General features: G+C 33.4%; 11 protein-coding genes. 4 read left to right on the plus strand and 7 right to left on the minus strand.

The features are described 5' to 3' along the window. Window positions 1-70: 70 nt before the first annotated feature. The gene (locus EG814_RS03665; RefSeq protein ID WP_125718984.1) at window positions 71-2,278 is read right to left on the minus strand and encodes a TonB-dependent receptor; all 2,208 of its coding nucleotides are present in this window, start codon (window positions 2,276-2,278) and stop codon (window positions 71-73) included. Between the two features lie 160 nt (window positions 2,279-2,438). Next, window positions 2,439-2,792 (minus strand): hypothetical protein, encoded by a 354-nt coding sequence (locus EG814_RS03670; RefSeq protein WP_125718986.1) that lies wholly within the window; start codon window positions 2,790-2,792, stop codon window positions 2,439-2,441. A 227-nt stretch (window positions 2,793-3,019) separates the two neighbouring features. Between EG814_RS03670 and EG814_RS03675 the strand changes: the two genes are divergently transcribed. Continuing rightward, the gene (locus EG814_RS03675) at window positions 3,020-3,724 is read left to right on the plus strand and encodes a porin family protein (protein ID WP_125718988.1); all 705 of its coding nucleotides are present in this window, start codon (window positions 3,020-3,022) and stop codon (window positions 3,722-3,724) included. Here the strand turns inward: EG814_RS03675 and EG814_RS03680 are convergent. Beyond that, on the minus strand, window positions 3,719-4,324 hold the full coding sequence (locus EG814_RS03680) for a hypothetical protein (RefSeq protein ID WP_235830900.1): 606 nt from the start codon (window positions 4,322-4,324) through the stop codon (window positions 3,719-3,721). The genes EG814_RS03675 and EG814_RS03680 overlap by 6 nt on opposite strands. 298 nt (window positions 4,325-4,622) lie before the next feature. Here EG814_RS03680 and EG814_RS03685 point away from each other — a divergent pair, with 298 nt between their 5' ends. The 3 genes from EG814_RS03685 to EG814_RS03695 all read left to right on the plus strand — a co-directional run bounded on the left by EG814_RS03685 (window position 4,623) and on the right by EG814_RS03695 (window position 8,841). Beyond that, on the plus strand, window positions 4,623-7,094 hold the full coding sequence (locus tag EG814_RS03685; protein ID WP_125718990.1) for a bifunctional UDP-N-acetylmuramoyl-tripeptide:D-alanyl-D-alanine ligase/alanine racemase: 2,472 nt from the start codon (window positions 4,623-4,625) through the stop codon (window positions 7,092-7,094). A gap of 203 nt (window positions 7,095-7,297) precedes the next feature. Then, window positions 7,298-7,684, plus strand: coding sequence for a large conductance mechanosensitive channel protein MscL (mscL, locus tag EG814_RS03690; RefSeq protein WP_125718992.1), 387 nt, complete (start codon window positions 7,298-7,300; stop codon window positions 7,682-7,684). 167 nt (window positions 7,685-7,851) lie between these two features. Further along, the gene (locus EG814_RS03695) at window positions 7,852-8,841 is read left to right on the plus strand and encodes an aspartate-semialdehyde dehydrogenase (RefSeq protein WP_125718994.1); all 990 of its coding nucleotides are present in this window, start codon (window positions 7,852-7,854) and stop codon (window positions 8,839-8,841) included. 252 nt (window positions 8,842-9,093) lie between these two features. On the opposite strand, the gene EG814_RS03700 is transcribed toward EG814_RS03695, so the two are convergent. From EG814_RS03700 to EG814_RS03715, 4 genes are all read right to left on the minus strand, one after another. Further along, window positions 9,094-9,411 carry a 2Fe-2S iron-sulfur cluster-binding family protein gene (locus tag EG814_RS03700; protein WP_091490641.1) on the minus strand — a complete coding sequence of 106 codons (318 nt, stop codon included), beginning with the start codon at window positions 9,409-9,411 and terminating at the stop codon, window positions 9,094-9,096. 57 nt (window positions 9,412-9,468) lie between these two features. After that, complete coding sequence (locus EG814_RS03705) at window positions 9,469-9,948, minus strand: hypothetical protein (RefSeq protein ID WP_125718996.1); 480 nt, start codon at window positions 9,946-9,948, stop codon at window positions 9,469-9,471. A 213-nt stretch (window positions 9,949-10,161) separates the two neighbouring features. After that, on the minus strand, window positions 10,162-10,401 hold the full coding sequence (locus tag EG814_RS03710; RefSeq protein ID WP_125718998.1) for a NifU family protein: 240 nt from the start codon (window positions 10,399-10,401) through the stop codon (window positions 10,162-10,164). Window positions 10,402-10,558: 157 nt separating this feature from the next. Further along, entirely contained in the window at window positions 10,559-11,689 is a 1,131-nt protein-coding gene (locus tag EG814_RS03715; RefSeq protein ID WP_125719000.1) for an Mrp/NBP35 family ATP-binding protein, read from the minus strand. Between the last annotated feature and the right edge of the window lie 209 nt (window positions 11,690-11,898).

Raw genomic sequence — 11,898 nt, forward strand, 5'->3', positions numbered from 1 at the left:
TTTTGGAAACCTTGCAGGATAGCCCATTATGCTAAAATCAACTTATATAACTTATATGGTTCAAAAAATCTTATAAATTAAAATTAACGCCCAAAATGATATTTCTTCCAATATTCGGAATACCGTCTGTTTTTAATCTTGAAAGGTGAGCGATGTATTTTTTATCGAATAAATTGTTTCCGTTTAAGTTAATGTCGAAAGCAGTTTTTCCAAGTTTAACCGTTCCTCCAAAACCTAAATTTACCAAAGTATATCCTTTAGAAGCTGTTTCAAAACCGCTCACGTTGTCTTGACTAAAAGTTGAAGAAACATTCAAAGAAGCAAAACCTTCACTTAACCAGTTTTTGATGTTAAATTCAGTTCTAAGTGTATTATTCCAGTTGTTTGCAGGAATTAAAGGCAGATAATCATCATTGTCTTTTTTACCTGTAACCGTTTCAAAACTAGTCTCAAAATGCAGCCAGTCTAAAGGATGCGGGTGAAAGTGCAATCCCGCTTCTCCACCAAATAATTGTGCATTGTCTTGAACGTAAGCAAACACATCATTGTCATCCAAAACTTCTCCCGTTGGCGAAGTGTAGATGTAGTTGTTTACGTGATTGTAGAATCCGTTTACGAAGAATTCAAAATGAGAATTTTTATATTCTAAGTTAATATCGGTCTGAACATTTTGTTCGGTTTTCAAATTAGCATTTCCAATTTCATAACGGTTTGTTCCTTCGTGAACACCGTTTGAAGTTAGTTCTGCTAAGTTTGGCGCTCTAAATCCTGTCGCGACATTTAAACGAAGCGTTAAAGGTTCTGCCAATTTGGTTTTGTATCCTAACGAAGCATTGAAACTATCAAAAGATCGGTCAAGAGCCTGAAAATACCCTTCTTCGCCTTCAGTTCCGTGTGCAATTGAATTTACATTTCTATTGTCAAAACGTAATCCAGCTTGAATAACGCTGTTGTCCCATTCGTAGTTTGCGGTTCCAAAAACTCCAAAATCATTTGTTGTTGCGTCTGGAATTAAATATTCTTCACCAGAATTTTTATTGGTCTGATGCATTCCCTGAACTCCTAAAATAGTTTCAATTTTTCCGAATTTAGGAAAATGATATTTTGCATTATAATTAAAAGTATTCAATTTCATGTGCAAAGCAGCTTCGTTGCTGTCTTCAAACTCGCTTCTGTCATTGGCAATGTATCCTAAATCAACATCTAATTTTGAGTTTTCAAAGAAAATAACATTGTTCAAACTCAATAAATGATTGTTAATTCCCTGTCTAGGAAATTGTGTGTCTTTGCTCGATGATTGTGCTGCAATTCCGTCTTCAGGAATTCCGATGTCTAGTTTATTAAAGTTATATCGCACAACACTTGAGAAGGTTGAATTGCTGTATCCAATTCCGGTTTTGAAATCGGTTTCATTATAACGTGAATTGGTTACGCGATTGCCATCAGCAATTTTGTAATCAGAATGGGTGTTGTAACTTCCTCGTGCTAAGAATTTCCAATTGTCCGTAGAAGTTTTCAATCCGATAGAAGAATTGCTTCCTTCTGTATTTGTAAAATATTTTTGGCTGAAATTGGCTTTAAAATCCCCTGCATCAGCAAATTTTTCAGGATTAAAATATAAAACGCCTCCCAAAGCATCAGAACCATATAGTAAAGAAGCAGGACCTTTAATAACTTCAACACTTTCTATTCCAGCATCATTTAAACCTAAACCATGTTCGTCTCCAAACTGCTGATTTTCGATACGAACACCTTGAGAATAAACCAAAACACGATTGCCACTAAGTCCGCGAATAACAGGTTTTCCGATAGAAGTTCCCGTAGAAATTTGCGAAACTCCAGGAATTGTCGCTAAACCTTCAATTAAAGTTGAAGTCCCTTTTTGCTGTAAGGTTTTAATGCTTTCGTGTTCAATTTTCATTACGTTTTGCGATTGCAGTTTGTTGAAAGGTGTTGACACGACTACTTCATCCATTTCTAAAATAGATTCTTCTAAAATTATATCTAAAGTATTTTGCTTTAATAATTTAGCAATTGTTTTATTTTGATTGGCATATCCAACATAAGTAAAAGCAATGTGTAAACTTCCGTTTGGAAGATTATTGAATTCGTATTTTCCGTTTGCATCTGTTGTGGTTCCTTTGTGCAATTCAGGAGCATAAACAGAAACCCCAGGTAATGGCTGATTTTGAGTATCGGTTACAATTCCTGAAACCGAATTTTGAGCGTTCAGCATGCTCGAAAACCCTAAAAGTAGGGTAATTATAAATTTTTTCATTTGAAAATGATGCTATAGTTAATGGAGTGTTTCTTAGAAATGAAAATCAAAAACAGTAATAAAAGCATTCTAATCCTAACCGATATAAGGAGGATTACGAAACTCAATGTTGTTTTGAAATTAAATTAAAAGAAATATGATGTTTTTCGAATAATCGAAATTAAGAGACTATAACAGCAGGAGGACCCCGTAAGAAATACGAAGTGGTTGAAATTGAAAAAATCTTCTCCGAAAACGGGAAGAAATAAGCTGTTTCTCTGTCAAATGAATGAAATTCAAAAGAGAAATTTTGCGGAAGAATAAAAGATTCAAAAGCAAAATGACAAACAAAACAAACGTCATAATCATGATGCTGATGCGTTATCTCGCCGTTAGGATCATTGTAATTATGATGACATTGTTTTTCTGAAAGCTGTTTTACAATATGCTCATAACTGTGTATGGACTGAAACAATATCGAAAATAATATTGTTACAGCAAACGATACACTTAATATGAACTGCTTTTTCTTCATGACCTACAAAGGTATAAAAGATAAAAACAAAATAGATTAATTTTTTTCTTTCAGGGAATTGATTTATTGAAAATAATGCAGCAATTAATTTTAATCGTAGTCAAAATGAGAATATTTATACTTTGTATCTTTACTACAAAAAGCATTATATTATATTTGTATGTGAAATAAATAAGCGTACAGAGACGTTTATTTATAATCATCTCTTTAAAACTCAAATCCACGATATGCGAATTATTTTTAGCTGCTTATTTTTACTCACTTTTTTTAACTCTTTTGCACAAGAAGATGTTAAGCCTGAGATAAAACCAGTTATAAAAATTGATTCTTTGTATCGAGAAGATCAGTTTTACTTTTCGGTTACCTATAACATGTTTACCGATATTCCGGTCAATTTCAAACAAAACAAATTTTCTCTTGGACTTTCAGGAGGTTTTTTACGCGATATGCCCATTAATAAATCGAGAACAGTTGCCATTGCGGCAGGTTTAGGTTTGAGCTATCAGAATTACTATCAAAACTTAACTATTTCTGAGGACGCTACGGGAAATATAATTTACGGCGTGAATAATTATGGCGAATTTGTTTCTAATCGTTACAGACAATATTCTGTAGATCTCCCGATAGAATTCAGATGGCGTAATTCGACTTACGAAAGCACTAAATTCTGGCGTATTTATGGCGGAATAAAATTGAGTTATGTTTTTTCGAGTATGTCTCTTTTAAATGATGGCGAAAACACGTATAGAATCAATAATAATAAAAACGTAAATACATTTCAATACGGACCTTATATTGCTGCGGGTTACAATACATGGAATCTTTATTTGTATTATGGTTTAAATCCGCTGTTTAATTCGACGACGACTTTGTCTGGAGAAGCAATCAAAATGAAGACCTTAAATGCGGGATTGATTTTTTATATTTTATAACCAGAGATATAAAAATAAAAGCTGTGGCATTATTCCAATAAACAATCCTATTAATATTTCTCTAGGAGTATGCGCATTCATTTCTAAACGAGATGAAGCCACAATTCCCGACAATAAAATAAGTAAAGCCGACCAATACGGATTATGCATTTGAAGATGAATGTTTAATCCGATAACAAAAATCGTTAAACCTGAAATAGCCACCATGTGCAGACTTGCTTTCGTCTTGAAAAGAACACAGACCAATGCAAAAATTGTACTGAATAAACCAGCAAGAAAAAAGAAGTGAAGCTCAGGATAACGGGTAATGACAATGCTTCTTTTGACTAATAAAATATATAAAAAACACTGCAAAATGAGCGGAATTGTTCGTTCTGAAGTCTCGCTAAGCATGACCGATTTTACATGTCCTGTCGATTTTAGAAGCAGATAAAATAAAACGGGAACAATAATATTGATTACTAAAATCTGTATTAAGACAAAATACTTTTCCTGCCTACTAAAAACGTCTTCTTTGCAAAACAGATAAAACAAAGTAGCGTACAGCGATATAAAAATCGGATGTAATATATACGAGAAGAGTGGAAGTACTTTTTTCAAAACGCAAAATTTGTGGTATAAAACAAATATACTGAAATATTATTTTTTGCCACGAATTACACAAATTTTCACAAATTTCATTTTAATCTGCTGGAAGAGATTTTGCCACAGATTGAAATGATTTTCACAGATTTTATTTTTTAATATTTAGAAAATTCGGGGTTAAGAAAAATAATCATTTTTAATCTTATAATCTGTGGCAAAAGAATCAAAAAAAATAGTGCAATTCGTGTAATTCGTGGCAAACATTCTCGTTTCTATCATTAATGTTTTAATTTTGAAAAAAAGAAATTACCAAATGAGCCAAAATTTAAAAAGCCTGGTTTCAGTTCTCAAAGCCAATTGGATTGGTTCAGATGCTGATGTTTTAATCGATCATATCTCAATTGACAGCCGTTCGCTTCAAAACGGATCGCAGACCTTATTTTTTGCTCTAGTCGGCGTTAACAACGATGCTCATTTATTTATTCCCGATTTAATAGAGAACGGAGTTCAGAATTTTGTCGTACAGTATATTCCGGAAGGATATGCAGACAAAGCTAATTTTTTGGTTGTCGAAAATACGCTTTTTGCACTTCAGGGATTTGCGGCATATTATAGAAATCTGTTTCATTTTCCGGTTATCGGCTTAACGGGAAGTAACGGAAAAACGATCGTAAAAGAATGGCTCAACTTTTTGCTGAGTCCAGATTATAATATTATTAGAAGTCCAAAAAGTTACAATTCTCAGGTTGGAGTGCCACTTTCTATAATTGCCATTAATGAAAAACATAATTTAGGAATTTTTGAAGCTGGAATTTCGACCGTTAACGAAATGGTTAAACTGGAGAATATCATAAAACCAACAATTGGCGTTCTTACCAGCATTGGCTCTGCGCATGACGAGGGGTTTAAAAACCTAGTGCAGAAGATAGATGAGAAATTGCTGCTGTTTAAAGATTGTCCGATAATTATTTACCAAAAAAACGAAATCGTCGATTCTTGTTTGTTGCAATTTGCAGCAGAATATATGATGCATCCGCGAAAATTGTTTTCGTGGAGTTTTACCGATAGAACCGCCGATGTTTTTATTTCGAAAAAAGAAAATAAAAATGAAAGTACAGTAATTCAATATCAATACAAAAATGAAATATTCAATTTAGAAATTCCGTTTAACGATTCGGCTTCTATAGAAAATGCGATTTCGTGTTTACTGGTTTTGCTACATTTTGACTACGATCAGGAAACGATTCAGAATAGAATCCAGATGCTTTATCCGGTGCGAATGCGTTTGGAAGTAAAAAACGGAATCAATAATAGCAGTATAATTGATGATAGTTACAGTTCCGATTTTCAGTCGCTTAAAATTGCTTTGGATTTTCTGGAAAGCCAAAAGAAAAAAGGCGCTTCCAAAACTGTTATTTTATCAGATATTTTTCAAAGCGGATTTTCCAATGAAGAATTATACTCGAAAGTTGCCCAGTTAATTCTAGACAATAAAATAAACCGAGTAGTTGGTATTGGGTCTACGATTTCTTCTTTTGCAGCAAAATTTCCAAACAGCGTTATGTTTCAAAATACAGCTGATTTTATCGCCGAAATTGACAATCTGAATTTCAATAACGAAACCATTTTAATAAAAGGAGCAAGATCATTTAAGTTCGAAGAAATTGTTTCGCTTCTTGAAGAAAAAACTCACGAAACAGTTCTAGAAATCAATCTCGATGCTATTAGCCACAACTTTAATTACTACAAATCAAAACTGGCACCAAATGTCAAAATGATGGTAATGGTAAAAGCATTTGGTTATGGAAACGGAGGTTTAGAAATTGCTAAATTATTAGAACATCATAAAGTGGATTATTTGGGTGTGGCTTTCGCCGATGAAGGAATCGCATTGAAAAATGGCGGAATAAAATTGCCAATTATGGTTTTAAATCCAGAATCGACCAGTTTTCCATCGATTATTCAATATCAATTAGAACCAGAAATTTATAGTTTAAAAGGTCTAAATGCCTTTTTGAAAATTGCCCGCGAAAAGAATTTAAAAGATTATCCAATCCACATCAAAATGGATACGGGAATGCACCGTTTAGGTTTTGAGAATAATACGATCGATGAGCTGATTTCAACTTTAAAAGGAAATTCAACCGTTCGAGTGCAGAGTATTCTTTCACATTTGGCGACAAGTGATGATCCAACACATTACGATTTTGTGAATCAGCAGATTGCTTTGTTTGAGAAATTATCTTCCAGATTAATTAACGAATTAAACATAAATCCGATTCGCCATATTTTGAATACTTCTGGAATTAGCAATTTCCCAAATGCGCAATACAATATGGTGCGTTTAGGCATTGGATTGTACGGAGTTTCAAACGATTCGGCAGAACAAAAATATTTGGAAAACGTTGGAACATTAAAGTCAATTATTTCTCAAGTCAGAACTATTCCTGCAGGCGACAGTGTGGGCTACGGGCGCCGTTTTATGGCAGATGCAGCAACTAAAATTGCTACAATCCCGATTGGTTATGCAGACGGAATTGCGAGATTATGGGGAAATGAGGTTGGTTATGTAACAATTAAAAATCAAAAAGCTAAAATCGTTGGAAGTGTCTGTATGGACATGTTAATGGTTAACGTAAGCCATATCGATTGCAAAGAAGGCGATTCGGTAATTATTTTCGGCGAAAGCCCAACGGTTATAGAAATGGCTGCAGCATTAAAAACCATTCCGTATGAGATAATGACGAGCATTTCGCAAAGAGTAAAGCGCGTATTTTTTAGATAGTAATTTTTTTAAACCATATAAGTTATATAAGTTCATTTTAGATGAATATTATTTCTTTTGTTACTTGATTATGTATTTCAATTGCGTCAAGCTTATAATTTCTACTATGACTTATATGGTTTAAAAGAGAATAACTTATATGGTTTTTTAACAAAAATTACGTATTTTCGATATTCGTTAATGTAAAACTAAACAAGTCAGATATGGGATTTTTTTCAGAATTTAAGGCATTTGCAATGAAAGGCAATGTAGTTGACCTTGCTGTTGCTGTAATTATAGGAGCTGCTTTTGGTAAAATTGTAAGTTCATTTATTGAAGATGTAATTACACCGTTAGTATTAAAACCAGCTTTAGATGCAGCTCATTTGTCAAAAATAGAAGAACTAACCGCCTTTGGAGGTGTAAAATACGGTCTGTTTCTTTCTGCAGTAATTAACTTTATCATCGTAGCATTTGTTTTATTTCTTGTTATTAAAGGAATGAATAGCCTTAAAAAGAAAGAAGAGCCAGCGCCGAACCAGCCTGCTGCACCAACTCAAGAAGAGTTGCTTACAGAAATTAGAGATTTATTAAAAAATAAAAACGTATAATACCGCTACACTAAGTCTAACTTAACCGCCTTCTAAAGAGGCGGTTTTTTTACAAAATGTTTATTTTGTAACATTTTGTTATTTTTTGTGAATCACCTTGTCAAGACTTTTATTATACTTATTTTTGCAATACAAATTAGATTAATTGATTATTTAAAAATATAAAAATGAGAATTGCAGTTGTAGGTGCTACCGGAATGGTTGGCGAAGTAATGCTTAAAGTTTTAGCGGAAAGAAATTTTCCTGTTACAGAATTAATTCCTGTTGCATCAGAAAGATCGGTAGGAAAAGAGATCGAATACAAAGGAACTAAATATAAAGTAGTAGGATTGCAAACCGCTGTTGATATGAAAGCAGATATCGCTGTGTTCTCTGCTGGCGGAGATACATCTTTGGAGTGGGCTCCAAAATTTGCTGCTGCCGGAACAACTGTAATCGACAACTCTTCTGCATGGAGAATGGATCCAACTAAAAAATTGGTTGTTCCAGAAATCAATGCCGATGTTTTGACTAGAGAAGATAAAATTATTGCAAATCCAAACTGTTCTACTATTCAAATGGTAATGACTTTGGCTCCTTTGCATAAAAAATACAACATCAAAAGAATCATTGTTTCTACTTACCAATCTATTACAGGAACTGGTGTAAAAGCGGTTAAACAATTAGAAAATGAGTACGCTGGAGTTCAGGGAGATATGGCTTACAAATATCCAATCCACAGAAATGCAATTCCTCATTGCGACAGTTTTGAAGAAAACGGATATACTAAAGAAGAAATGAAATTAGTTCGCGAAACTCAAAAAATATTAGGTGATAATACTATCAGAGTTACCGCTACTGCAGTTCGTGTGCCAGTTGTAGGCGGACACAGTGAAGCAGTAAACGTAGAGTTTACAAATGATTTTGAAGTAAATGAAGTTCGCGAAATCTTACACAACACTGATGGAGTAGTGGTGCAAGACAATTTAGATACCTTTACTTACCCAATGCCATTATATGCAGAAGGTAAAAATGATGTTTTTGTTGGAAGAATTCGTCGTGACGAAAGCCAGCCAAATACATTAAACATGTGGATTGTTGCTGACAATTTAAGAAAAGGTGCTGCAACAAACACAATCCAAATTGCTGAATACTTAATTAAAGCAGGTTTGGTATAATCTCAGAGATTAATTAAAATTGTTATAAAGAAAAAACCGTAATCGCAGTAATGTGATTACGGTTTTTTTGTGGCTTAAGTTGATAGCTTAATTTGATTACACCAAATTCGGTACAATTAGAAAATTCAGCTACAAGCAATAAATTTTTCCTTTCTGTAAAAAAAATGTATTCAAGTAACTAACATATTTCTAAAAACTGTCAGGTTTAAAGCTAAAAAAAAGCGAGAATTTAAATTCTCGCTTTTTGTATTTTTAATATTCTGGTGCCAATTCTAGTTCCAAACCTTCCAAATCTTCAGTAATTGGAATCTGACAGCCTAAACGGCTATTAGACTTAACATAAAATGCTTCCGAAAGCATGGCTTCCTCATCGTCACCCATTTCTGGTAATGCAACATCATTCAGAACATAGCACTGGCAAGAAGCGCACATGGCCATTCCTCCGCAGGTTCCTTCTACAGGAAGTTCGTATGCTTTGCATAACTCCATTATATTCATTGCCATATCAGTTGGAGCTTGTAATTCGTGTATAACTCCTTCTCGATCTTTAATTTTTATTAATACATCCATTTTAATTATTGGAATTTTTTGGCAGGATTTTATAACGTGAAAAAATCCTAATTTATATTAGCTAGTAGGTTTAGTACTAAAAGCGTATTCCTTTCTATTGTTTTCTTTCAAACGCATTTTTACTCCAAGGACATTTTCATTCTTTTCAAGAATTGTTACCACTGCAATTACAGAGTAATAATCTTTGTCAGATTGGAAAACAAGTGTTCCTTCGTAAGTCGTGTTTAAAACGCCTTGTTTGTCTGTTGATGCTGAAATTTTTCTCGGATGAGAAAATTCTGCTGAACTGTAAGTTGTCTTACTTGCAAATTTAGCTCTGCCATCAACAAAGTCATACAGAAAATCGTAGTTACCAATTCTTAATGAACCAGCTTCTTCATTTGGATTAATCGAAAATACAATTTTTCCCGAATATTGAAAATCTGCCCATTCTTCTGATTCGCTTACCCAAGCCTTGTCAACAACAACATTCTTACTTTGGGCGTAATCTACAGTAACAAAAAACAATAATAAAAAAAGAGCGTAAAAGTTTTTCATAAGTATAAGATTAAGGGTTATGTGACAAATTTAAGTTAAAAATGTAACAATTACTTAACAAAAACTCTTAAAACTTTAAGTTGTTTTTTCAGAATGTCGCAAAAATCATTGTTTTTTGAGAGCGTTTTTGCTAATTATTTAAACAAATCACAATAAGGCTTATTATTCTTGTTAAATGCAAAAATACGTTCAGAAAAAACAATTACATCTTTGTTACATCACATTTACCACAGTTTCGATTTGTGGTGCATATTTTTTTATAGTTGTTTCAACACCTGCTTTAAGCGTCATTTGATTAACGCTGCAGCTAATGCAAGCTCCTTCCAGACGAACTTTTACATGTTTGTCATCTTCAATAGAAATCAATGAAATATCTCCGCCATCAGATTTTAAGAATGGTCTTATCTCGTCTAAGGCCAATAAAACATTATTTGTTAATTCTTCTGTTGTCATAATTATAATGTGTCAATTAGAAAATATGTCAATTAGAAAATTCTTTAAAATTACCTAATTGTCTCATTATCTTAAATTTATTAATTTTTTAATTGTGAAATTTGCCAATTAGATAATACTTAAAATTTTCTAATTGGCAAATTATCTCATTATCTAATTAGTTTTTCTTTACCGCTGAACAGCCTGCCATTGTTGTGATCTTGATCGCTTCTGTTGCGGGTAAGCTTTCGTTTCTGTTTACTGTTTCCTGTACCACATTTCTAGTAATTTCCTCAAAAACTTTTTCTATTGGTGATGCTGTCTGCAATGCTGCCGGACGACCGTAATCTCCTGCTTCGCGAATAGATTGTACAATTGGAACTTCTCCTAAAAATGGAACGTCTAAATCTTCAGCAAGGTTTTTAGCACCTTCTTGTCCAAAGATATAATATTTGTTTTCTGGCAATTCTTCTGGTGTAAAGTAAGCCATGTTTTCAATAATTCCTAAAACTGGAACATTGATATTGTCTTGCATAAACATTGCCACTCCTTTTTTAGCATCGGCAAGAGCAACTGCTTGTGGAGTACTTACTACTACAGCACCAGTAATTGGTAGCGACTGCATGATAGAAAGGTGAATATCTCCAGTTCCAGGAGGCAAGTCAAGAAGCATGAAATCTAATTCTCCCCAGTCAGCATCAAAAATCATTTGGTTTAATGCTTTTGCAGCCATTGGCCCTCTCCATATTACGGCTTGGCTTGGCGCTGTAAAAAATCCGATAGAAAGCATTTTGATTTCGTAGCTTTCAATAGGTTTCATTTTTGATTTCCCATCAACTGTTATAGAAACTGGTTTTTCGTTTTCAACGTCAAACATAATTGGCATCGATGGTCCGTAGATATCGGCATCTAGAACTCCAACTTTGAAGCCCATTTTTGCAAGCGTAACAGCCAAGTTTGCAGTTACAGTAGATTTTCCTACTCCTCCTTTGCCAGAAGCGACTGCAATTATATTTTTGATACCAGGAATAGCGCGCCCTTTAATTTCAGGCTTCTCTGGAGTTTCTACTTTAATATTTACTTTTACTTTTGCATCAGGTGATATTAAATCATGAATTGTTTTTTTAATATCATCTTCTGCTCTTTTTTTAATGTGCATAGCAGGTGTATGCAGTACAAGGTCTACAACAGCTTCGTCGCCAAAAGTAATAACATTGGTTACGGCACCGCTTTCGACCATATTTTTTCCTTCTCCAGCAATAGTAATTGTCTCTAAAGCTTTTAGAATTTCTTTTCTATCTAGTTTCATTGTAATGGGCTGTTTTTTTTATTCTCAGAAAACAGTTTATAAGATTATATTTATTTAAACTGTATCAGGGTGCAAAGATAACAGATTAAGTTCGGAAATTAAGCGTTTTTAAATTGTAATTATTGATATTGAGATTATTCAAAATTATTATGCATTAAAAATTTTGTTTGAAAGAAGTATTGAAACTTTTTTGTCTGCCAAGAAAAGTT

It is taken from the genome of Flavobacterium ustbae, assembly GCF_003946915.1.
Taxonomy (GTDB): Bacteria; Bacteroidota; Bacteroidia; order Flavobacteriales; family Flavobacteriaceae; genus Flavobacterium; species Flavobacterium ustbae.

Excerpts from the sequence above, each read along its gene's own strand:
- EG814_RS03675 (WP_125718988.1), top strand. The coding sequence starts at position 3,020 with ATGCGAATTATTTTTAGCTGCTTATTTTTACTCACTTTTTTTAACTCT.
- EG814_RS03670 (WP_125718986.1), bottom strand. The coding sequence starts at position 2,792 with ATGAAGAAAAAGCAGTTCATATTAAGTGTATCGTTTGCTGTAACAATA.
- mscL (WP_125718992.1), top strand. The coding sequence starts at position 7,298 with ATGGGATTTTTTTCAGAATTTAAGGCATTTGCAATGAAAGGCAATGTA.
- EG814_RS03665 (WP_125718984.1), bottom strand. The coding sequence starts at position 2,278 with ATGAAAAAATTTATAATTACCCTACTTTTAGGGTTTTCGAGCATGCTG.
- EG814_RS03700 (WP_091490641.1), bottom strand. The coding sequence starts at position 9,411 with ATGGATGTATTAATAAAAATTAAAGATCGAGAAGGAGTTATACACGAA.
- EG814_RS03705 (WP_125718996.1), bottom strand. The coding sequence starts at position 9,948 with ATGAAAAACTTTTACGCTCTTTTTTTATTATTGTTTTTTGTTACTGTA.
- EG814_RS03685 (WP_125718990.1), top strand. The coding sequence starts at position 4,623 with ATGAGCCAAAATTTAAAAAGCCTGGTTTCAGTTCTCAAAGCCAATTGG.
- EG814_RS03710 (WP_125718998.1), bottom strand. The coding sequence starts at position 10,401 with ATGACAACAGAAGAATTAACAAATAATGTTTTATTGGCCTTAGACGAG.
- EG814_RS03715 (WP_125719000.1), bottom strand. The coding sequence starts at position 11,689 with ATGAAACTAGATAGAAAAGAAATTCTAAAAGCTTTAGAGACAATTACT.
- EG814_RS03695 (WP_125718994.1), top strand. The coding sequence starts at position 7,852 with ATGAGAATTGCAGTTGTAGGTGCTACCGGAATGGTTGGCGAAGTAATG.